Source organism: Novosphingobium sp. (genome assembly GCF_030696665.1).
Classification (GTDB): domain Bacteria; phylum Pseudomonadota; class Alphaproteobacteria; order Sphingomonadales; family Sphingomonadaceae; genus Novosphingobium.
Genome location: NZ_JAUYRV010000009.1, coordinates 1 through 20,374, shown reverse-complemented (window position 1 = coordinate 20,374; position 20,374 = coordinate 1). Strand labels below are relative to the sequence as shown.

The 20,374-nt window shown below is 62.7% G+C and carries 18 protein-coding genes and 1 pseudogene; 9 read left to right on the top strand and 10 right to left on the bottom strand.

Annotation, left to right across the window (positions count from 1 at the left end; genetic code table 11):
• The first annotated feature begins 1 nt into the window (after nucleotide 1).
• Complete coding sequence (locus Q8R81_RS01475; protein WP_305615467.1) at nucleotides 2-628, top strand: hypothetical protein; 627 nt, start codon at nucleotides 2-4, stop codon at nucleotides 626-628.
• Here Q8R81_RS01475 and Q8R81_RS01470 read toward each other — a convergent pair.
• The gene (locus Q8R81_RS01470) at nucleotides 610-2,382 is read right to left on the bottom strand and encodes a DUF885 family protein (protein ID WP_371135280.1); all 1,773 of its coding nucleotides are present in this window, start codon (nucleotides 2,380-2,382) and stop codon (nucleotides 610-612) included. The two genes, Q8R81_RS01475 and Q8R81_RS01470, sit on opposite strands and share 19 nt — an antisense overlap.
• Nucleotides 2,383-2,435: 53 nt before the next feature.
• On the opposite strand from Q8R81_RS01470, the gene Q8R81_RS01465 reads away from it, so the two are divergent.
• Nucleotides 2,436-2,939: a PAS domain-containing protein gene (locus Q8R81_RS01465; RefSeq protein WP_305615464.1), complete on the top strand. Its 504-nt coding sequence runs from the start codon at nucleotides 2,436-2,438 to the stop codon at nucleotides 2,937-2,939.
• On the top strand, nucleotides 2,936-3,127 hold the full coding sequence (locus tag Q8R81_RS01460; RefSeq protein WP_305615462.1) for a hypothetical protein: 192 nt from the start codon (nucleotides 2,936-2,938) through the stop codon (nucleotides 3,125-3,127). The genes Q8R81_RS01465 and Q8R81_RS01460 overlap by 4 nt, the downstream gene beginning before the upstream one ends.
• A 4-nt stretch (nucleotides 3,128-3,131) precedes the next feature.
• Here the strand turns inward: Q8R81_RS01460 and Q8R81_RS01455 are convergent, their stop codons facing one another.
• Complete coding sequence (locus Q8R81_RS01455) at nucleotides 3,132-3,905, bottom strand: enoyl-CoA hydratase/isomerase family protein (RefSeq protein ID WP_305615460.1); 774 nt, start codon at nucleotides 3,903-3,905, stop codon at nucleotides 3,132-3,134.
• Nucleotides 3,906-4,099: 194 nt separating this feature from the next.
• Between Q8R81_RS01455 and Q8R81_RS01450 the strand changes: the two genes are divergently transcribed.
• Nucleotides 4,100-5,389 (top strand): sugar MFS transporter, encoded by a 1,290-nt coding sequence (locus Q8R81_RS01450; protein WP_305615459.1) that lies wholly within the window; start codon nucleotides 4,100-4,102, stop codon nucleotides 5,387-5,389.
• Nucleotides 5,390-5,409: 20 nt separating this feature from the next.
• Nucleotides 5,410-6,255 carry a sugar phosphate isomerase/epimerase gene (locus Q8R81_RS01445; protein WP_305615458.1) on the top strand — a complete coding sequence of 282 codons (846 nt, stop codon included), beginning with the start codon at nucleotides 5,410-5,412 and terminating at the stop codon, nucleotides 6,253-6,255.
• Nucleotides 6,256-6,288: 33 nt separating this feature from the next.
• On the opposite strand, the gene Q8R81_RS01440 is transcribed toward Q8R81_RS01445, so the two are convergent.
• Nucleotides 6,289-6,603, bottom strand: coding sequence for a hypothetical protein (locus Q8R81_RS01440; protein WP_305615457.1), 315 nt, complete (start codon nucleotides 6,601-6,603; stop codon nucleotides 6,289-6,291).
• A 134-nt stretch (nucleotides 6,604-6,737) separates the two neighbouring features.
• Between Q8R81_RS01440 and Q8R81_RS01435 the strand changes: the two genes are divergently transcribed.
• Nucleotides 6,738-7,751: a hypothetical protein gene (locus Q8R81_RS01435; RefSeq protein ID WP_305615456.1), complete on the top strand. Its 1,014-nt coding sequence runs from the start codon at nucleotides 6,738-6,740 to the stop codon at nucleotides 7,749-7,751.
• A gap of 460 nt (nucleotides 7,752-8,211) precedes the next feature.
• Here Q8R81_RS01435 and Q8R81_RS01430 read toward each other — a convergent pair whose 3' ends face one another.
• The 3 genes from Q8R81_RS01430 to Q8R81_RS01420 form a co-directional block, all read right to left on the bottom strand.
• Nucleotides 8,212-9,555 (bottom strand): replication initiator protein A, encoded by a 1,344-nt coding sequence (locus Q8R81_RS01430; RefSeq protein ID WP_305615454.1) that lies wholly within the window; start codon nucleotides 9,553-9,555, stop codon nucleotides 8,212-8,214.
• A 241-nt stretch (nucleotides 9,556-9,796) separates the two neighbouring features.
• Nucleotides 9,797-10,888, bottom strand: a complete 1,092-nt coding sequence (locus Q8R81_RS01425) for a ParB/RepB/Spo0J family partition protein (RefSeq protein ID WP_305615452.1) — start codon at nucleotides 10,886-10,888, stop codon at nucleotides 9,797-9,799.
• Between the two features lie 65 nt (nucleotides 10,889-10,953).
• The gene (locus Q8R81_RS01420; protein WP_305615450.1) at nucleotides 10,954-12,156 is read right to left on the bottom strand and encodes an AAA family ATPase; all 1,203 of its coding nucleotides are present in this window, start codon (nucleotides 12,154-12,156) and stop codon (nucleotides 10,954-10,956) included.
• A gap of 226 nt (nucleotides 12,157-12,382) precedes the next feature.
• Here Q8R81_RS01420 and Q8R81_RS01415 point away from each other — a divergent pair, with 226 nt between their 5' ends.
• Together Q8R81_RS01415 and Q8R81_RS01410 are read left to right on the top strand one after the other, a co-directional pair.
• Nucleotides 12,383-12,676 carry a type II toxin-antitoxin system Phd/YefM family antitoxin gene (locus tag Q8R81_RS01415; RefSeq protein ID WP_305615448.1) on the top strand — a complete coding sequence of 98 codons (294 nt, stop codon included), beginning with the start codon at nucleotides 12,383-12,385 and terminating at the stop codon, nucleotides 12,674-12,676.
• Nucleotides 12,677-12,680: 4 nt separating this feature from the next.
• Nucleotides 12,681-13,016 (top strand): type II toxin-antitoxin system RelE/ParE family toxin, encoded by a 336-nt coding sequence (locus tag Q8R81_RS01410; protein WP_305615447.1) that lies wholly within the window; start codon nucleotides 12,681-12,683, stop codon nucleotides 13,014-13,016.
• Between the two features lie 18 nt (nucleotides 13,017-13,034).
• On the opposite strand, the gene Q8R81_RS01405 is transcribed toward Q8R81_RS01410, so the two are convergent.
• Nucleotides 13,035-14,693, bottom strand: a complete 1,659-nt coding sequence (locus tag Q8R81_RS01405; RefSeq protein WP_305615445.1) for an alkaline phosphatase — start codon at nucleotides 14,691-14,693, stop codon at nucleotides 13,035-13,037.
• Between the two features lie 33 nt (nucleotides 14,694-14,726).
• The gene (locus Q8R81_RS01400) at nucleotides 14,727-17,039 is read right to left on the bottom strand and encodes a TonB-dependent receptor (RefSeq protein WP_305615443.1); all 2,313 of its coding nucleotides are present in this window, start codon (nucleotides 17,037-17,039) and stop codon (nucleotides 14,727-14,729) included.
• A gap of 199 nt (nucleotides 17,040-17,238) precedes the next feature.
• On the opposite strand from Q8R81_RS01400, the gene Q8R81_RS01395 reads away from it, so the two are divergent.
• Entirely contained in the window at nucleotides 17,239-18,873 is a 1,635-nt protein-coding gene (locus tag Q8R81_RS01395; RefSeq protein ID WP_305615441.1) for a choline dehydrogenase, read from the top strand.
• Here the strand turns inward: Q8R81_RS01395 and Q8R81_RS01390 are convergent.
• Together Q8R81_RS01390 and Q8R81_RS01385 are read right to left on the bottom strand one after the other, a co-directional pair.
• Entirely contained in the window at nucleotides 18,870-19,910 is a 1,041-nt protein-coding gene (locus tag Q8R81_RS01390) for a LacI family DNA-binding transcriptional regulator (RefSeq protein ID WP_305615439.1), read from the bottom strand. The two genes, Q8R81_RS01395 and Q8R81_RS01390, sit on opposite strands and share 4 nt — an antisense overlap.
• A gap of 205 nt (nucleotides 19,911-20,115) precedes the next feature.
• Nucleotides 20,116-20,374: pseudogene (locus Q8R81_RS01385) on the bottom strand (xylose isomerase); the annotation flags it as partial.

Genomic DNA, 20,374 nt, shown 5'->3' with positions numbered 1-20,374 from the left:
CATGTCGGCACTCGATGATTTCCTTGCCATCTTCAAAAAGTTCGGCACCGTTGGCGCACTCGCCGCCTCAGGCGCGGTGATCGCGCCGATTATCGGTTCGGCATCCGGTCTTGCCCCGCCTTGGCCAAAGAACCTCGATTTCGTCACCGCCACGCTCAGCTTCCTGACAATGGCGATGATCTTCCAGTTCCTACCGCGCACGCGCAAGGGCTATGCCCGCGTGTTCATTGGTGGGACCATAGCTTTCGCCGCGTCGCTGCTGACGCAGGTCTACCTGCACATGCGGTTCGTCACCACCGCGCCCGGCATTGAAGGCCCGTTGCTGCTCGGCTGCGAATGGAAGCGCGATATCCTGCTGCTGGCCAACCGCCCCGATGCGCACGAAGCGCTTGATCCTCGGCACCAGTGCCCCGGCGATTACCGCTATCTCCTTGAAATATCAGGCAACGATCCATCGACGATCTGGACAGCGGCAAGCATCGACAACATCGCAGCCATGCTGGCGCTCACCTGGATCCTGATGTTCGTGTTCTTTGCGGTTGCGGTAGGATCGTTCGTCGTCTTCAACGCCGGGCGCAAGGGCAAGGCAAAGCCTGCCGCACCGGCATCTCACTCCTCGCCCGAATAGGGCCCCTTGCCCTCATCGGCGATCAGTTGGTCGATGCGCTGGTCGATCACTGGCAGCGGCACTCCGCCCAGCGCCAGCACCGCATCGTGAAAGCCGCGAATGTCGAACTTGCCGCCCAGCGCGGCTTCCGCCTTGCGCCGCGCGTCCAATATTGCCAGCTGCCCCATGTAATATGACAGCGCCTGCCCCGGCCATGAGATATAGCGGTCCACTTCCGTCTCGATCTCATGCTCGGACAGGGCAGTGTTCTCGCGCATATAGGCCCGTGCCTCGTCGCGGCTCCAGCCCTTGGCATGAATGCCGGTGTCCACCACCAGCCGCGATGCGCGCCATGCCTGATAGCTGAGCATCCCGAACCGGTCATAGGGCGTCTCGTACATCCCCATTTCCACGCCCAGCGTCTCGGTATAGAGCGCCCAGCCCTCGCCATAGGCCGACAGGTAGGTATCGCGCCGGAACGCGGGCAAGTCCTTGTTTTCCATCGCCAGCGGCATCTGGAAGGCGTGGCCCGGCGCGCTTTCGTGCAGGGTTAGCGCCACTTGTGCATAGAACGGGCGCGATGGCAGATCATAGGTGTTGATCAGGTACACCCCCGGCCCGCCGCGCCCGCTGGTATAAAACGGCGCAATATCATCGGGCACCGGCTTGATCGCAAAGCGGCTGCGCGGCAGGCGGCCAAAATATTGCGCCGCCTTCCCATCAAACTGCTTGGCGATCCACGCCGCGCGATAAAGCAGCTCGTTTGGCGTCTTGGGATAGAACTGCGGATCGGTGCGCAGATGGGTCAGGAACGCTTTCAGGTCGCCGGTAAACTTCACCTGCGCCATCACTTCGGCCATCTGCGCCCGAATGCGCGACATTTCGGCGAGGCCGATGTTGTGGATGTCCTCCGGCGTCCGGTCCAGCGTCACATATTCGTGGATCTTCGATTGGTAGTAGGCACGGCCATCGGGCAAATCCGATGCAGCAATACCGCCGCGCGCTTTACGGAAATATTCGTCCTGCAGGAACGCCAGCAACCTCTGGTGCGCAGGCGTCACCCCACCGGCAATCGCGGCGCGGGCCTTGTTGCGCAGTTCATCCTGCACCGCCGCCGGGATGGACGCAGGCAAAGTGGCAAAGGGCTGCCAGAACGCAGAGCTTTCCGCATCCTTCGCCCCAGCAACCTGCGCCACCGCCACTTCACGGCCCTTCAACGTCACGCGCGGCACGGTGAAGCCGCGCTTCAATCCGCTGCGCATCTGCGCAATCTGCTGGTCATAATAACGAGGCAGTTGCGCCATCACTTTCAGGTATATCCGCGCCGCCTTCTCGTCCTTGAACGGACGGCGCGACTGGTCGATCAGCTCGCCCCAGAAGCTGCTGTCCGAATTGAACGGCATTTCATATTCGCGATAGAACTGCGCATTGCGCAACGCCTCGACCTGCCCCTTGTACACCGCAAAGTCGATCCGCCGGGCGGGCGTCAATTGCTCCACCGGGATGGACGCCAGATCGCGCAGCACCGCATCCCACCTGGCCAGCCGCGCCGCCTGCGCCGCATCGGAAAGATCGGGCAAACCCTTTGCGCCCTTCCCGGTCACGTCTTCGAACGGACCCTGCTGCGCTTCACGCCAAGCGTATTCGGCCTTCCACACCGCTTCGAACCGCGCGTCTGCCGTATCCACAACGTCGGCGGATGGCGCGGCATGGGCGGGACTGGCCAAAAGCGGCACAAGACCGGCCAGAACTGCGGCCTGCAACATCATCTTCATCACGCACCCTTTTCCGCCGCCCGAAGCAATCGTCCTGATGGCATTGCCGAAAAATGCCAACCTCCGCAGTGCTAACCCACGCTGCAACGAATTGCGATGCCCTGCGCAGGCTCAGCGTCGCGATGGACGTCACGCAGCAGCGGCTTGAAGCGCTGGCCGCAGCGGGGCAACTTGCGCATGACATCACCGACCAGCGCCGCCGTGCGGCCGAATCCGAAGCCAAGGTTCGCGCCATCGAACGGGCGCAGGCCACAACTGAGTTCGATCTTGATGGCAAAATGATCAGTGCCAACGACAATTTCCCGCGCTCGACCGGCTATTCGCTGCGTGAAATCGTGGGCCAGCACCATTCGATGTTCTGTTCGCCCGACCATATCCGCAGCGCTGAGTACCGCGCTATCTGGATTCAGGCCACCTACAACCCGATTGTCGATCTTACAGGCAAACCCGTGCGGATCGTCAAATATGCTTTCGGTGTGACAGAGCAGGTGCAGTTGACCGAGAACGTGACCGGCCAGATTTCGCGCTGGAACTGCGCGGCGAAGTCATCCCGGTGATCGACCTTCGGCGCGCCCTGACCAGCGCTTGTGGCGCAGGCGGCGCAGTACCGGCCAATGACCGCTCGATTGTCGTCATCCTGCGCCACGAACAGCATGTCTTTGCCGTGCTGGACCTTGCCGGGGCGGCTGAACGCGTGTTCAATGCCCCCGCTGCCCCCGCTGCCCACGCTGCTCACGCCGCTTGACGCCTTAACCGCCGACGAACTTCGCATCCCGACGCTCAAACACCGAAGCCACGCCCTCGGCATAGTCGGCGGTCTGTTTGAGGATCGATTGCTGGGCGTGTTCGTGCGCCAGCACCGCTTCGATCTCTGCCAACGTATCGGCCATCAGCGTGGCCCGCACGGCCTCAAGCGCCAGCGGTGCGTTCGCCGCGATCTGTGCGGCAAAATCAAACGCGCCGTCCAGCAACTCGGCCTGCCCGGTCAGCCGGTCGGCCAAACCCCAAGCCAGCGCTTCCTCCGCCTTTATCCGCGCCGCTGAAAGCAGCATCCATGCGGCCTTCTGCTCTCCGATCACACGGGGCAACACGTGGCTGATGGCAAAGCCTGGATGGAACGCCAGCCGGACAAAGTTGGCCGAAAACCGCGCAGCAGGCGCGGCCACGCGGAAGTCGGCCGCCAGCGCAAGCCCCAGCCCGGCGCCCACTGCGGCACCCTGCACTGCCGCCACCATCGGCTTGCGACGCCGAAAAATGCGCATGGCCTGCCCATACAGCCCGGCAACGGCGTCCATACCCGCTTCACCGGCAATCGCCTCGTCACCCACCAGATCGGCCCCGCCGCAGAACGGCTTGCCTTCGGACGACAGCACAATGCAGCGCACTTCCACCGATGCATCAAAAGCATCGATCGCATCGGCAATCTGCCGCAGCAATTCGGGACAGGCATAGTTGAACGGCGGTTTTCCGAACCGGATGTGCCCAATGTTGCCCCGGGTTTCGGTGTGCAAAGTGATCGTCATGCCCTGCCCTTTCAATGCATTCGTGCCGCGATAGGCGAGCGCGAGGCGCGTTGGCAACCGGCCTGCTGCCGCAATATGGTGGGTCGCGGCACGAACTTCGCTTGTCGCAACCGATAGACAGCGTTAGACAACTTGGATGCACATGGCCGCGCAGCATGCCGGCCAACGATAACAGATGCAAAAGGGGGAAATGCATGGAGCGGGAGGCGGAGAAGCGCACCACGATCTATTGGATCTGCGTGTTGGCGCTGTTCACAGCGGCATTGGCCAACGCGGTGCGCGCAGGCGCTGCGGGCGCGATCAAGACCGCGCTGCTCGATCCCATCGATCCTGAGCATTCGGGCGAAATGATCGGAACGGTGCTCGGCAATTCGTTCCTTGGCTTTGCCATGTCGCTGCTGGTGATTTCCCCCCTGCTTGATCGGTTCGGCGCAAAAAAGGTGATCCTGTTCGCCGCTTTCTGCTTTGTCGCCGGGCCTGTGCTGGTGCTCGTTGCCGGTAGTGCGGGCGGCGCAACTTACCTGCTGCTCAATTTGGGAATGGTGCTGTGGGGCTTTGGCTGGGGGGCAACCGAAGCTTCGGTCAACCCGGTCATCACCACGCTGTTTCCCGATCAGAAAACCGGCAAACTCAACGCATTGCATGCATGGTGGCCAGCCGGTCTGATTGTTGGCGGGCTGCTTTCGGTGCTGTTCTTCCGCGCGCTCGATCTGCCGTGGCAGGCGCTTGTCGCGCTCAACATCGTGCCCGGCGTGCTGGTTGCGCTATGGGCCATGCGCCATTCCTTTCCGCAGACTGAAAGCAGCGTGGCCGGTGTCCCGTTTGCCGAGATGATGGCCGAACCGTTCAAACGCCCCGGCTTCTGGGTGTTCTTTGCGATCATGTTCCTCACCGCGTCCAGCGAACTGGCCCCCGGCGCGTGGGTTGATGTCACGCTGTCCAGTACGGTTGGCATGCCCGGCATCCTCGTGCTGGTCTATGTCTCGGCCATCATGTTCGTGATGCGGCATTTTGCAGGTGCGCTCGAACATCGCTTTTCGGACATGGGCCTGCTGCTGATATGCACGGTTCCCGCAGCCATCGGGCTTTATCTGCTCAGCGTGGCCAATTCCCCGTTCACCGCGCTGGTTGCGGCCACCGTATGGGCATTCGGCGTGTGCTTCATGTGGCCCACGATGCTGGCCGCCGTATCGCGCCGCTATCCCCGCTCCGGCCCGTGGGGCATAGGGTTGGTGGGCTTTGCAGGCGCAATGGCCATCTATTTCGTCCTTCCCCGGCTCGGTGCGGTCTATGACAATGCCAAGCTTGAAAAGGCGGGCGGGCAGGATGCCTTTGCCGCGCTGCAACCTGGCTCGCCCGAACTGCAGCAAGTGCTGGCCTATGCAGGCGAACAAAGCTTCCAGACCATCGCGGTGATCCCGGTGGCGTTGTTCTTCATCTTCGGCGCCGTTCGTCTGGTCGAACGTAGCCGCAACAAAAGCTGACCGCGCCCATGAAAATCGGCATGAACATGCTGCTGTGGACCGGCCACGTGACCAACGATCACGTGGCCATCCTGAAGTCGCTCAAGGACACCGGGTTTGATGGCGTTGAAATTCCGCTGTTTGATCCTTCGGACGTTGGCCATTTTCAAAGGCTTGCCAGCATTCTCGATGATCTCGGGCTTGAACGCACATCGGTTGCCCTGATCCCGGATGAAGCGCACAGCCCGATTTCGGCTGATCCGGCAGCCCGTGCTGGCGCTGTCGCTCACCTCAATCGCGTGATCGATTGCGCCTATGCCCTCGGCGCGCAGGCGCTGGTGGGGCCGTGGTTTCAGCCGCTCGGCGTGTTTTCCGGGAATGGCCCGACCGATGAAGAGCTGGATCGCTGCGCCACAGTCCACAGTGCCGTGGCGCAAAAGGCGCGCGATGCAGGCCTTGCTTGCGCACTCGAACCGCTCAACCGCTTTGAATGCTACCTGCTCAACACCTGCGAGCAGACCAGCGCATATCTCGACCGGTTGAACGAGCCGGGCTTTGGCATTCTCTACGATACCTTCCACGCCAATATCGAAGAGAAAGACCCGCTTGCCGCGCTGCACACCGCCTTTGCCAAAGGCTACGTAAACCACGTGCATATCAGCGAAAATGACCGAGGCACGCCGGGCCGGGGCCATGCCAGGATTGCCGAAACCATCGCGGCGCTCAAATCGCTCAACTATGATGGCTGGCTGACCATCGAAGCCTTCGGCAAAGCGCTGCCCGAACTCGCCGCCGCTACCCGCGTCTGGCGCGATTTCTTCGCCAATCCCGAAGAAGTCTACACCGAAGGATACGCCTGCATCCGCAATGGCTGGGACGCCGCCTGACCGCGCGGGCGCGACCTGCAGCGACGCGCCCGTTCAGTCCAGCTTTTGGGTGCGATAGGCACCAAGCGTGGCAATCAGCACCACCACGGCAAGCAGGACCGCAGCCGACAACATCAGCGCCGCGTCATATCCGCCCCATGCGTCATAAGCCTTGCCGAAAAGCATCGGGCCAAGGCACGCGCCCAGGCAAAACACGCCCGCCAGATGGGGCACCGAAAACATCGAAAACGCGGTGGACGCAAGGAAGAACAGGAAACACGTCAGCGCCGCCGAGATTGTCGGGCTGGAACTTTTGGTCAGCGTGAACAGCGACACGAACGCCAAGCTGGTCAGCACCGCCCCGATCACCGGAACCAAACTTGCCGCGCAGCCGGATTGTGCAGCCGACGCGAGATGGCCCCGCCGGAGGTGCCAGATCACTGCGCCAAGGGTCATCAAAGCACGTGGACTGAATGATGTGTTTCAGTCTATAATCGGACATAATGGCCACCCCTATTCCTCTCACTGCCCTGCCGTGGACAGCCGCGCTGGCCGATGCCTTCGGGCAAGCCAGCGCCGCCCTCGCCCGGCTCGACGCCCGCGTTTCTGCGAGTTCGCTGCGTCCGGGATGGATGTTGCGCGCCTCGTGGACAGGATATGCACACGGCCTGCACCTGCAACTTTCGCAGATCGAGGAAATCGACATTATTGCGGAGCGCTGCGCCCTGCGCCTGCCCGGCCGCGCCCTGCCCCGCACCGAGGATGAACCTTTTGCCGCCTACGATGGCTGGCTTGCATTGATCTCCGAACCGGATGGCCGCCACTGGAGCGAAGGCCTGCCTTTCACTTTTGATCCTCCCGAAGGCTGGCAAACCGCCCCGGCCCTGATCCGCGCACTGCACCTGCTCGATGCCTCAGCGCGCGCAGACCGCAGCATCGCGCCTTGGCTTGCCTTCCCCCTCACCCTGCGCCGCCTCGGCCTCACCCGCCATGCCCTGCCCTGCATGGCGCTGGGAGAGCCGTCACAGCGCTTCGCCACCGATCCGCGCCCGGTGCTCCTGCGCCGCCTGCTCAAGGCCGTGCAGAAGCGCGCTGAAGACGGGCTGGAGCGCCTTGACCGGCTTGAAGCAAGCACCCGGCGCGCGGCCACGGCCATTGCCGCTGAACACCGCCCCGGCAAACTCGCTGATCTCGGCCGCCTCACCCTCACCCGCCCCTGCCTCGCCGCCCGCAGCCTCGCGCCGCTGCTCGGCCTCACCGTGTCAGGCGCAGGCAAGCTGTTGGAGCGCGCAACTGCACTGGGGCTGATGGCCGAAATTTCCGGCCGAGAATCCTGGCGGACGTATGTCGCCCCCGATGTTGCGACTGCGCTGGGCTTGCGCTCTGCCGCACGTGGTCGCCCACCCGGCGTCGTTAGGACAGTCCCGGAAGTCGCGGCGATCCTCAGCAGCTTCGACGCAGAAATGGCCGAGATCGACGCACGGCTGCAAAAGCTGGGCATTGCTGTTCAGGACTGATCCCTTCTCCCCTTTTCCCGACAAAAGCGAAGCTTCCGGCAAGGTTAGAAGGCTTTTAGATTGGGTTAGATAAGTTAGGGGCTGCGCCAGCGGTCCCGACTCGCCTTGCCATCGTGAGTCGCGCGTCAAACGGCGTTCCCGGAATGTCGAAGCTGCGTTCCTGAAAGTCCGACGATTCGTTCCTGATAGGTCGAAGGCGTGTTCCCGATAGGTCGAACCTGCGCGAAACGCTGTTCCCGATGTATCGATGGTCGGTGCAACGGGCCAGATAGTCGGTCGGCATTGAATCACTTTCGCATGGATCACCGGGATAGAGGTTCAAATTCTGTGGAGAAGCGGCTGCCACCGAAATCAGGGCGCCACGCTGTTAGGGTAAGCCCGACACATCAGGAACGGACGCTTCCTGCGCCTCAGCATTTGGCCGACATTTTGCGAACAGGAACAGGTGGCAGAGCACGCCCTAACGGCGCAGTGTGTGCCCGTGCTTTTCGTGATGACGCTTCACGAATCCGATAAACGCCTTCTGCCAATTGGCGGGAAGCCGCGCTGCATCGGCATTCACCCAGCGCTCGAAGTCTGCGTGAAGTGCGTGCAAGTCCCAACCCGGGCACGTCTCGCGCAAGTGCTGGATCGTGTCGTCCGCCATGAAGCCGCGCGTGGCGGTGTCGCTGAGGCCAGAAACAGTCCGGCGGATGAGCGCGCTGGCATCGATCGTATCTTCCCGCATGCGCTGTTCGGTAGGGTGCTTAGCTGCGCTGAACTCTCCTGCGGGGTGTTTCCCCGGGGAAACACTTTTGGAAGGCTTTGCGGGGTGCGCGCCCGATGCACCTGCCTTTGTGGCAAGTGGGGAGTTGGCGGGGCCTTCGACAAGCTCAGGCTGAGCGGTTTTGGACGGCGATGTTTCTTCAATTGCCCGGTCATCCTGAGCTTGCCTGTGGATACCAAGCCCGCGCTCCGCCCCGTCCTTTCCATCGATCCGCCGCATCCGCAGCATGGGTTCGCCACCCTTGGCCGTTTCAACTGACAGGCCATAGCCGGGCAGTGCGTCCTTCTCGGCCAGCTTCAGGATTTCAAACTTAAACCGGCGATATTCGCCTTCAGCGCCCGATTTTTCGAACAGCACGGGCATGGAGATGGCAAAGCCCCCCTCCCCTGCCCCGCCCGAATGTTTGCGCGCTACGCGATAGAGCCAGCGTTCGCGGCCGCCGGTAATGTCAAAATAGGCGCGGTCGATGGACAGGACACCGCCCTGCATCATCACGCCTTCCCAGAACCAGTTCGACAGCTCGATGGTCATTCCGCGCGACCGCTCAGTCTTTTCATCGACCAGCTGGGTCCAGCCATCAAGCCATGAGAATGTCGCCTCGCGTCTGTTTTCGGCACGGATGTTGGTCTTGATCGTGGTTGCCACCAACCGGTCCAGTCCTTGCCCCAGCAGTTCATAGGCGCGCCCGGTGGTGGGCCGTCCGATGGCGCGCAACAGATCGTAGGGCATCAGATGCAGCTTGCGCGGCACGTCGTTCACACCGCGGCGCGCCATGTCAGCCAGCACACTGGCGCAATAGATCAGGATGTCCGCATCCCAGATCGTGGCCATCCCATATTCCGGGCTGGCCGACACATGGACCCACAATTTGCCATCGGGCGACGTATAGTCGATCGGCTTTACCCGCTTGGACTTGGCAAGGCTGAAGAACGGCCGCTCCATCATTTCGCGCTGATCGCGCAGCGGCATGTCCGCGACATAAGGCAGGAACAGGTCGAACTGACCGCTGTCGGTTGGGGCAGAGCGGGGGCGGTTCATCGCGTGTTTCCCCGGGGAAACACGCATAAGGAGCGTTCTGGGAAGTCAAACGATCCGGGCCAAGAGGGGGTAGTTAGAAGCAGGCGCGCCAGTCTTGTGCTGAGTGTTTCCCCGGGGAAACACTTTGGTGCGCCGGCCTGAGAACCTCGACGTGTCAAATGGGATGTCAGCGCGCAAAGGCCCAAACGGTGTTTCCCCGGGGAAACACTCTCATGAAAAGCAAGTCGCGCGCCTTGAAACATCAGCGGTGCAGGCCCCGGCCTTCGATTTCCAGATCGACCAGAACGCACCGCGCCAGTTCGACCATTTCTTCAAGGCTCATCCCCGAACCCGAATGGAGCCGCAAAGTCACGCCCTGCCGGTTGACCGACTGGATCGTGAGGGCAGGGCGGTCAAAATCGCTGTTGTAGGTTACCGGGCCGCCGGTGCGCTCGGTGTTGCTTTCGGGCGCGGCGAGCAGGCGAGCGATAACCTCGTTTGCCGGGATCGCCGGATCGCCTTCGTTGCGGCGTTCCTGTTGCAGGCGGGCCAGCGCTTTGGCCTCACGCAAGATGGCCGGTGCCGCACTGCGATCATCAAGCGCCTGTGCCAGCGGGTAGGCGGGCTTCAACTGCACGTCTGCGGGACTCGCAAATGCGGCCAGCACCTGATCGGGCAGGCTTGCCACCTTGATCATTTTTGATAGCCAGCCCTTTGACAGCTTGAGCCGGTCGGCCATGCGGGTCAGGTGGCTGCCATAGTGATCGCGCAAAGCCTGCGCATAGTTGCGCGCGCGTTCAAGGTCCGACACGTCCTTGCGTGCCCGGTTTTCCAGATCGGCGAGGCGGAATGCGGCCTCATCGTCAAGCTGGGCGACTTGCGCCACGAACTGCATCTGCGGATAGGAATTGGCGCGCAGCCACGAAACGGACCAGTGCCGCCGCGTGCCCGCAATCACTTCGTAGTCATGGTCCGGGTCGCCATCAATCCGGCGCACCACGGCGGGCACTTTCTGCCCCCCTTCGGCAATGATCGAATCGATCAGTTCGCGGCAGGATTCTTCGGACAAGTGCTCGTAGGAGCGGGCATTGCCTTTCCACACGCGCACTTTTGCGGGATCGAGCAGAAGCTGCGTTACCTGCCGCACTTCGCCGCTGGCCACGCGGGCCAGCGCGCTTTCGCGGCCGAGCAAGGTCGTGCCGCGCAGCCGCTCATTGCGGGGCGGGGCAGGGGAGGGGGCATCTGCTTCTCTCAGCGATTCGCTTGCGCCGCTGTCCGAGGTTTCCGCTTTTGTTTCAGCCGCTTCCTCGTCTGCCAAGATCGCCGCGAGATAGTCTGATTGCTTACGCGCCATGAGTCATCTCCCTCACATCGGCGCGGAACATAGAGTGAACATTGAGCTGTAGGAAAGAGCCATCATCACGCATGGATAACATCCTCCTCACGCGCCGGGGCGACGCGGCCCCAGCCTGCGCGCACCAGCTGTTCGATCTGGCCCATCGCTTCGTCCAGATTGGCGCGGCAGCGTTTGTGGGTGCGCGGGGTGCCAATCGGTTTTTCAAGTTCGTAGACCGTCATCATCCGCAGCGCAGCGTGGCTGATCTCGGCGCTTTCAAGGATGGGGACGGGGAGCAGCGCCGGGCCGAAGGTCTGCTCCATGATCGTGCGGACCATTTCGTGAGACGGATCGCCGCCATCGAACTTGGAACAGATCAGGCGGACGAAGGAGTAATCAACCTCGATCCCTGCTTCGATCAGTTGCGCTATCACCTGATCCATCATCGACAGGAACTGCACGGTGGAGCAGAAGTCGGGCGTGGTGGCGGCCAAAGGCACCAGCAGTGCGTTGGCGGCCTGCATCACGGCGAGCGAAATCGTGCCCAATGCTGGCGGCGGATCAAGGATCACGATGTCATAATCGCGCGCCATATCGAGCAGGCCAGCCTTGAGCTTGCGGAAGCGCGCGGCAAGGACGGACTGGCCGTCAGCGCCCGATGCGGCCAGTTCATATTCCACATCGAACAGTTCAAGGTTCGACGGGATCAGATCGACATTGGGCCACGGCGTGCGTTTGACCGCATAGAGCAGATCAGTCTGCGTCGGGTCGATGGAAAGGTAGGGGTAGAGCGTTTCATCGCGCGTGATGTTGAAATGCGGGTTGAAGCCGAACAGCGTGGTGGTGGTCGCCTGACTGTCGCAATCGACCACCAGCACGCGGTATCCCTGCACGCCGAAATAGTGCGCAAGGTGCGTGGTGACGGTGCTTTTGCCCACGCCGCCCTTGAAGTTCTGCACCGCGATGATCGCGGGCACATCGCCCGGCGCGCGGGCGGGGGAGGCGCCCAGCACTTCGCGCATGTGCATCAGCTCGTCCATCGAATAGCCCAGCCGTCGCCCGTTTTCGCCCGCAGGCGGCGCGGGCAGGCGGCCATCGTCTTCGGCCATGCGGATGCGGTTGGTGGAGCAGCCGAGCAGCTGGGCAGCCTCGGCAATGCCGATGCGGACATTGAGTCCCTTGCGACTGTCTGGCAGAAAGGCCTTGCGGCGCAGACGCTCGATCATTTTCTCGCCCGCTGAGGCAAGATCGCCGATCTGGCTGACTATTGAATTCTGATCAGACATCGCGCGCCTTTTTGAAGGTATTCCGTGTTGTGGATAACGGATTTCCTTCAATTGCGCAATTGCGGGCGTGCTATTGTTTGGTGCACTGCATGTGGTGGGTGATGGGGTTCAGCGCGCCAGATGTTGTGTTGCCTGTAAAGCCACTGCGTCCGAATCATGTAGAGGTGAGGGGTGGCATATTGGCGGATAGAGGCTATATTCGGTCTGAATTCCGATGGAGGGTGTCATGGGCCTTGAAAGCCGCATCAAGCCGATCAGCTATGTAAAGGCGAACAGCGCCGAAGTGCTGCGCGAGTTGAACGAAGGCGCGCCGCCGCTGATCATCACGCAAAACGGTGAAGCCAAGGCCGTTTTGCAGGATGCTGCGGATTATTACCAGACGCAGGATACGCTGGCACTATTGAAGCTGCTGGCGCTGGCTAAGGAAGACATTGCGGCGGGCAGGGTAAAGCCGCTGGAAGGTCTTGGGGACAGGATCAGGGCGAGAGCGCGGCGGGCGTCGGGTAGCGTGGAGGCCTGACTTCGTGGTTCGCGTTACGATTTCGGAAGATGCGGAACATGATTTGTTCGGCATCTACAACAAACGCCTCGAACTACGCGGCCCGGATGGCGAGGATGGGGCTGAGGCCTTGCTGGACAGCCTGCTTGCGGCGATGGAACGGATTGTCCGCTTTCCGGAAAGTGGACCGAATGTCCCGGAATTGCGGGATATGGCCGAACCGGGCTGGCGGCAAATTTCCTTACGGCCCTATCGCATCATCTATCTTCTGTCAGATGACGTGGCGACTGTCGTGATGGTTGCCGACAGTCGCCGTGATCTTTCAAACTTGCTTCAGCGTAGGCTTTTTGGCCGCGCCTGATCCGTCCCCATTGAGATTTCAGGAAAGAGCCTTCAGCGCCGCACCCTTGCGCGCTTCGTATCGTGCCGCCACGCCGCGTGTGAACTGCGGGGTGTAAACCGTTGAGACGGTGACGAAATCGGCCACCGCAGCGTCCGGCGTGATGGTGACCATCGTGTAGCCCTTGGTGTCCTGATCGCAGAAGGCGACTTCGGGGCTTTGCGCGGCGATGATCTTGCCAAGTCCGGGGAGCAGCGAGCCGTAGGACGGGCTGGTGATGGCGGTTGCGCCAAATTCAGCGCCGACGCGGGTGCCGCTGTCGTCATGCAGATCGTTCGCCCAGGCGGCGTGGCTGTCTCCGGCGAAGGCGAGGGGGTTTGCGCCGATCTTGCGCAGCATGGCATAGAGGCGTTCGCGGGCAGGGGGGTAGCCGTCCCATGCGTCCATGTTGAAGGGCATGCCGGCTTTGAATGCGGCCTGCGATTGGGCAATCATGCCGCGATAGGCTTCCGGCATTTTGGCCAGCATGGCTTCGAACTTTTCATCGCCCAGAGCCAGCTTCAGGTCCGGCCCCGGCACGCGCGCCATGACCACCTGATTGCCGAGCAATTGCCAAGGCTTGGACGCCTTTACCGAGGCTGCGAACAGGCTTTCAAGCCACTGCATCTGCGCTGCGCCCAGCATTTCACGCGAGGGATCGTTGCGGGCGGCGAGCATTGCGGCAACTTGTGCGGCATCGGGCGCAGCGCCCTTGCTGGCGATCTGTTCTGACCGGCCGAGGAGCCGGGTTTCGACCATTGCCAGCGTGGCCAGATCGCCGAATTCGAAGCTGCGATAGATGGCAGCCGGATCGCTCCCGGTCTTGGGTGCGCGAATGGGCATCCATTCGAAATAGGCTTGCAGAGCGGCGGCCTTGCGCGCGCGCCAATCGCCTTCCTTGGCCGGATCGTGGTTTTCTGCGCCGCCGATCCATGCATCGTTGGCGGTTTCGTGATCGTCCCACACGCAGATGAAGGCGGCGCGGGCGTGGGCGGCCTGAAGCTGCGGGTCCGCCTTGGCCTGTGCGTGGCGGCGGCGGTAATCGTCCAGCGTCACGATTTCGTGCGCGGGATCGGGCAGGCGGCCGATTTTCTTGCCGATGTCCGTGCCATAACCTGCCGCGCCATATTCGTAGATGTAGTCACCCAGATGCAGCACCGCGTCGAGCCGTTCCTGCGCGGCCATATCGGCATAGGCGTTGAAGAAGCCGCCGGGGTAGAGCTGGCACGAGGCAAGCGCGATGACCACTTTGTCGGTCTTGCCCACCGGCAGCGTGCGGAAGCGGCCCTTGGGTGATGTGGTGCCATCCTTCGTGCTGAACCAGTACCAGTAATCGGTGGCAGGCTTCAGGCCTTCGACTTCCAGTTTGGCAGTGTGATCGGCAGCGGCGGTGGCGGTGATCTTGCCGGATTTCAGCGGCTTGCCTTCAGCGCTGGCGGCAACGTGCCACTTGAGCGGAACGTCACCCGTTGCGTCCTCAGCCACGGTGGCGCGGGTCCACAAGACTGCGCCGTTTGCCGATGGGTCGCCGCTGGCAACGCCGTGGTTGAAGGTGGCAGTCTTGAGCGCAGGCGCTGCCATTGCGGCAGGAGCCAGACCGATGCCGGTGCCCGCGCCCATTGCGGTGAGCAGGCTGCGGCGGTTGATTGCGAGTGTCATCGGTCTGGCGTCCTTTGCTGTGCGGTCAGGCTATCAGAAGCGCGCGGTGAGTGCAGCGCCGAACATGCGCGGTTCGGCGGGGATGAAGGTGGGAATGCCGAACGCGCCGCCGGTGTTGCCGGCATCGAGCAAGTAGTCCTTGTCGGTCACATTGCGCATGAAGGCCGAGATTTCATACATGCCATCGGCAAACGATACGCCGCCGCGCACGTTGACCAGCGTTACCGCTTTCTGGGAAAGCAGATCGCGGTTGGGCAGTTCGAAGAAGATCTTGCTGCGGTGCGTGACGGTGGGCGTGATGAAGAAGCGTACACCATCTGCCACCGGGGTGTTGATGGTAAAGCCGCCCGCGGCCTGCCATTCGGGCTGAAGACGGAAACGTGCGCCCGAGAAGGTGGGGGCGAAGGTGTTGTCTTCGTCAATCCCGCCATCGATGAAGCCGACGTTGCCGAACAGTTGCAGCCAGTCCGAAGCCTTGATGGCCAGTTCTGCCTCCACCCCGAAGTTGCTGGCGGTGCCCGCACTTTGCGTCACGGTGGTGCCGTTGGCCTGCTGGACGCTGACCTGGAAGCCATCGTACTTCTGGTAATAGACGCCGATGGAGCCGGAAACCGGGCCTGCTGCGCCCTTGAGGCCCACTTCGTAGTTCCACACCTTTTCTTCGGGCACGGACTGGATGTTGGGCTGCGGCGCGCCGTTTACGCGGGTGGCACCAAGCTGCACCACGGGCGAGCGGCGGCCCTTCGATACGGTGGCGAACACATTGGTGCGGTCACCCAGACGGTAGAGCACGTTGAAGCGCGGCAGGAAGGCGTTGGATTTGCCGCTGGCGGTAAAGGTCTGGCCGCCGGTATCGATCTGGCCCGGGACCAGCGACGTGGCGGCGGGGTTCAGCACCGGGCGCGGGACGCGGGCGAAAAAGGTTGAAGTGCGGTCTTCCCAGACATAACGCGCGCCCACGGTGACTTCGATGGCCGGGGTGGGAATCCACGTGGCATCGGCGAACACCGAGTATGCAGTGTTCTCACCACCGTTGATGAATTCCGACGAATAGGGAACCTGCGTGAGTGCCCCGCGAGTGGCGAGGGCGGTGGCCTGTGCGGCGGTGACCACGCCAGCCGAGTTTACGCAGCCAAGGCCGGGGATGATGTTGGCGGCGCACTGCAGGAACGTGCCTTCTTCAGAGCTGAAGGGCACGGCCTGCGTGCCGTCTTCCTTGAACACGTTCCAGCCTGCCGAAGCGCGGATGGTATCGGACATATAGCTGAAGCGGCCTTCATGGCTGGCCTGCCAGCCCTTGGCGTTTTCAGCAAATTCGAGATACCACGCGGCGCTGCCATCGGCATCGAACACTTCGCGGCTGTCAAATTCGCGGTAGCCGTTGACGGTGGTGAACGTGATTTCGTCGGTCAGTTCGGCAGCGACGGTCAGGTTCGCGTCATAGACATCGCGGTTGAGGCCAAGCTGCGAATTGCCGAGCACCGAGGCGGAGAGCGGCGAGCCGCCAAGGTTGGCATCGCCGAACGGATTGGCGGGGCCGCTGACAGTGGCATACGTGCCCGAGACGAAAGGCGTTCCGCCATTGCGCTGACGGTCATACGTGCCGATCAGGTCCACGGTCACGCGGTCCGAAGGCTTCCAGCGGATCGATGCGCGCAGGCCGAGCTGGTCCTGTGCGTAAAGGTCTTCTTCCTGGCTGACAGCGAGGTTTTCAACATAACCGTCGCGCGTGCGCCATTCGAAGGCGAGGCGGGCGGCGATGGTGTCTGACCCGGCGTTGACATAGCCGCTGAGCAGGGTCTGGCTGTAGTTGCCGATGCCGCCGGTCACGCTGGCGGAAAAGCCTTCCTGCGGGCGGGCCGAAACAAGGCTGATCGCGCCGACGGCAGAGGCCGTGCCGAACAGCGTGGCCTGCGGGCCTTTGATGACCTCGACGCGCTCAAGATCATAGATCGCCTGATACGATCCGCGCGAACGCGAGATGTCGACGCCGTTGTAGTAAAGCGTGACGCGCGGACCCTGCTGGGCCGAGCCGGAATCCGATGTAATGCCGCGGATCACGACGCCGGGATTGTTGGCGCTCTGTTCCTGAATGTTGAGGCCAGGGACGTAGGCGGACAGTTCATCAAGGTCTGAAACGCCGAGTTCGCGGATGCGATCACCGGTGACGGCGGAAATGGTGATGGGAACGTCGACCAGTTTCTGTTCAAACTTCTGCGCGGTGACAACAATAGTGTCGGGGCTTTGTTCTTCAGCGGCGGGCGCTGTTGCTTGTTGTGCGAAAGCATTGCCCGAGAAAAGCAGCGACGATGTTAGCGCTGAACCGAGAAGAAATGTCTTTTTCATTGGACCCACCTGTTGTGATGCAGGGCGGATAGGGCGGCAATGTTTCGACCATGTGACGAGTATCACATCCTTTTTTACGGCATTCGGGGCAGGTGCGCGTTGCCGGTGCAGTCCGGCTTGCCATTAATCGCGCGATTAATTACCCCTATGTCAATAAGGTGTGACGGATTCGGGACGCACCATCGGGATGGGGCTGCGCATGGCACAAGACGCGTTCGATTTTATCGTGATCGGGGCAGGTAGCGCAGGCGCGGTGCTGGCGGCGCGGCTTTCGGAAGATCCGCAAGTGCGCGTGCTGCTGCTGGAAGCGGGCGGCAAAAATACGTCGGTGCTGGTGCGGATGCCGGCGGGCGTGGGCACGCTGATCAAGCAGAAGAGCAAGCACAACTGGGGCTTCTGGTCCGAGCCGGAACCGCACATGGACGGTCGCCGCATGTGGCATCCGCGTGGTCGCGGGCTGGGCGGATCGTCTGCCATCAACGGCATGGTCTATATCCGGGGCCATGCGCGCGATTATGACCAGTGGCGGCAGATGGGGCTGGAGGGGTGGTCCTATGGCGATGTGCTGCCCTATTTCCGCAAGGCTGAGGATTACGGCGGCGGCAAGTCCGAGTTTCACGGCGCGGGCGGGCCGCTGAAGGTCAATTGGGGGGAGCAATCGGACCATCCGCTTTATCGCGGGATCATCAAGGCGGGGCAGCAAGCCGGGCACAAGGTGACACCCGATTTCAACGGCGCGGATCAGGAAGGCTTTGGGCGATACCAACTCACCATCAACGATGGGCAGCGCTGGAGTGCGGCGCGTGGATACCTGACGCCAATTGTGGGGACGCGGCGCAACCTTAGCGTGGTCACCGGGGCGCGGGTGCATCGCATTGTGGTGGTGAATGGGCGTGCGGTAGGGGTGGAATATAGCCTCGGGCAGGGCAAACCGGTGCAGAGCGTGCGGGCGGGGCGTGAAGTGCTGCTGTGCGCAGGGGCGTTCCAGTCTCCGCAAATCCTCCAGCTTTCAGGCATCGGTGACCCGGAGAAACTGAAGGCGCACGGGATTGCGCCGGTCCACGCGCTGAAGGGCGTGGGCGAGAATTTGCAGGACCATCTGGACGTGACGCTCAACTGGGCCTGCACGCAGCCGATATCGCTCTACAATGAAATCAGGGGGTTGCGGCAGCTGAAGGTGGGGCTCCAATATATGCTGACCGGGAAGGGCACCGGGCGGCAGAACGGGCTGGAGGCTGGCGCCTTCCTCAAATCGCGGCCCGATCTGGACCGGCCCGATGTGCAGGTTCACTTCGTTATCGCCATCATGCAGGAGCATGCGAAGGTTCAGGTGAAGCGTGATGGTTTTACGCTGCACGTGTGCCAGTTGCGGCCCGAAAGCCGGGGCAGGGTGGGGCTGGCCAGTGCCGATCCTTATGCCGATCCATCGATCCTGACCAACTTCATGGGCACGGAGGAGGACCGGCGCGTGGTGCGCGAGGGCATCCGCATGGCACGGCACGTGGCGGGGCAGGATGCGCTTGCCCCCTATCGCGGCGAGGAAATCTGGCCGGGCGCGGCAGTGCAGCGCGACGACGAGATCGACGCATGGGTGCGGGCGAAGGGGGAGACGATCTATCACCCCGTCGGCACCGCGAAGATGGGTTTGACCAGTGATCCGATGGCGGTGGTGGACAAGGACTGCAAGGTGATCGGGCTGGAGGGCCTGCGGGTGGTCGATGCCTCGGTCATTCCGCTGCTGATCGGCGGCAACACCAATGCGCCGACAATCATGATTGCCGAGAAGATTGCCGATGTGATCCGGGGCAGGGAGGCGCTGGCGGCGGTGGCCTAAAGCAAGCGCGCTTCGGATTCGCGGGGGATCAGTTCGTAGTCGAGCGTGCCGCAGCCATCGCCGGTGCGCCCGCCGCGAATGTCTTGCACCAGCAGGTCGAGCGCGGCTTCGGCCATCAGGCGGATGGGCTGGCGGATCGTGGTGAGTTCGGGCGATATGGTGGAGGCAAGCGCGGTATCGTCAAACCCGCAGACGGTGAGATTGCGCGGCACATCAAGCCCGCTGCGGTGGGCAGCCGCGATGCAGCCTGCGGCCATATCGTCGTTCGACGCGAAGATGGCCGTGGGGCGTTGGGGCAGGGCCAGCAGGTCCATCGCGGCATCGAGGCCCGAGCGGTAGGTGAACTGGCCTTGGCGGATCAGCGTTTCGTCGACCGCAACGCTCGCCTCGTTCAGGGCGGCGCGATAGCCTGCGAGGCGCAGCGCGCTGGCGGACTGGCCGGGATCGCCGATGATGAAGCCGATACGGCGGTGGCCTAGCGCGAGGATGTGGCGCGTCATGTCCTGCGCGGCGCGCTGGTCATCGATCATCACCGCGCCGGGGCCGTCCTGCGTTTGATGGCCCGGACCGATCAGCACGCAGGGCAGTTCGGCACAGGTGAGGCGCGAGAGCAGCGCGGAATCATCGCACAGGGGCGGGGGCAGCAGGAAGCCATCGACCATTGCGCCCGTCAGCCGCGCGATCATCTGCGCCGGATCGCCCGCGGGATCGCAGCGCTCCACGACCAGATGCGCGTCAAGCCGGCTGGCGGCATCGATGCAGCCGATCAACAACTCGCTGAGATAGGCCGACGACGGGTTGGCATAGAGCAGCGCCACGCGCAGCTGCGATGCTCCGGCGAGACTGCGCGCGGCGCGGTTTGGTGCATAGTCCAGTTCGCGGATGGCGGCTTCAACCGCAAGGCGGGTTTCTGCGCGCACGCCGTTGCCGCCGTTGATCACGCGGCTGACCGTCATGGTGGAGCAATTGGCGAGGCGCGCCACATCGCTCACGGTCGGTCGGCCAGACTGGCGCCTGCGGGATCGGGGTTCGGTCATGGCTTGCCGGTCTAGCGAGAGACTCGCGCCCTTGCCAGTGGCAGGGCGAAAGCCTTGCCCCGTTCTTCGTCACCCCGGACTGGATCCGGGGTCCATCTATCCGCGCGCACTGCGGTTTGTGTCGAGAGATGGATGCTGAAACAAGTTCAGCATGACGAGATTGGGGGGAGGTGGCCGGGCGGGACAACCGCCCGGACCACGTGGATCAGAAGCGGTTCATCATGTTTTCAAGCCATTCCTGACGGCCTGATACTGGTGCGGGGCGCAAGTCCTGTGCGACGGCCAGATCGGCGATTTCGGCGAGGCTGGACTTGGCGATGGTCTGGCCCAGATCGCCGTTCCACCCGGCGTAGCGTTCAGCGCGGAAGGCATCGATGCGGCCATCGTTGATGATCGCTTCGGCGCGGATCAGGGCCTTGGCGATGACGTCTACGCCGCCGATGTGGCCGTGGAACAGGTCTGCC

Excerpts from the sequence above, each read along its gene's own strand:
- Q8R81_RS01455 (WP_305615460.1), bottom strand. The coding sequence starts at position 3,905 with ATGACGATCACTTTGCACACCGAAACCCGGGGCAACATTGGGCACATC.
- Q8R81_RS01445 (WP_305615458.1), top strand. The coding sequence starts at position 5,410 with ATGAACATGCTGCTGTGGACCGGCCACGTGACCAACGATCACGTGGCC.
- Q8R81_RS01395 (WP_305615441.1), top strand. The coding sequence starts at position 17,239 with ATGGCACAAGACGCGTTCGATTTTATCGTGATCGGGGCAGGTAGCGCA.
- Q8R81_RS01470 (WP_371135280.1), bottom strand. The coding sequence starts at position 2,382 with ATGAAGATGATGTTGCAGGCCGCAGTTCTGGCCGGTCTTGTGCCGCTT.
- Q8R81_RS01465 (WP_305615464.1), top strand. The coding sequence starts at position 2,436 with ATGCCAACCTCCGCAGTGCTAACCCACGCTGCAACGAATTGCGATGCC.
- Q8R81_RS01450 (WP_305615459.1), top strand. The coding sequence starts at position 4,100 with ATGGAGCGGGAGGCGGAGAAGCGCACCACGATCTATTGGATCTGCGTG.
- Q8R81_RS01400 (WP_305615443.1), bottom strand. The coding sequence starts at position 17,039 with ATGAAAAAGACATTTCTTCTCGGTTCAGCGCTAACATCGTCGCTGCTT.
- Q8R81_RS01420 (WP_305615450.1), bottom strand. The coding sequence starts at position 12,156 with ATGTCTGATCAGAATTCAATAGTCAGCCAGATCGGCGATCTTGCCTCA.
- Q8R81_RS01425 (WP_305615452.1), bottom strand. The coding sequence starts at position 10,888 with ATGGCGCGTAAGCAATCAGACTATCTCGCGGCGATCTTGGCAGACGAG.
- Q8R81_RS01390 (WP_305615439.1), bottom strand. The coding sequence starts at position 19,910 with ATGACCGAACCCCGATCCCGCAGGCGCCAGTCTGGCCGACCGACCGTG.
- Q8R81_RS01435 (WP_305615456.1), top strand. The coding sequence starts at position 6,738 with ATGGCCACCCCTATTCCTCTCACTGCCCTGCCGTGGACAGCCGCGCTG.
- Q8R81_RS01475 (WP_305615467.1), top strand. The coding sequence starts at position 2 with ATGTCGGCACTCGATGATTTCCTTGCCATCTTCAAAAAGTTCGGCACC.
- Q8R81_RS01405 (WP_305615445.1), bottom strand. The coding sequence starts at position 14,693 with ATGACACTCGCAATCAACCGCCGCAGCCTGCTCACCGCAATGGGCGCG.
- Q8R81_RS01430 (WP_305615454.1), bottom strand. The coding sequence starts at position 9,555 with ATGAACCGCCCCCGCTCTGCCCCAACCGACAGCGGTCAGTTCGACCTG.
- Q8R81_RS01415 (WP_305615448.1), top strand. The coding sequence starts at position 12,383 with ATGGGCCTTGAAAGCCGCATCAAGCCGATCAGCTATGTAAAGGCGAAC.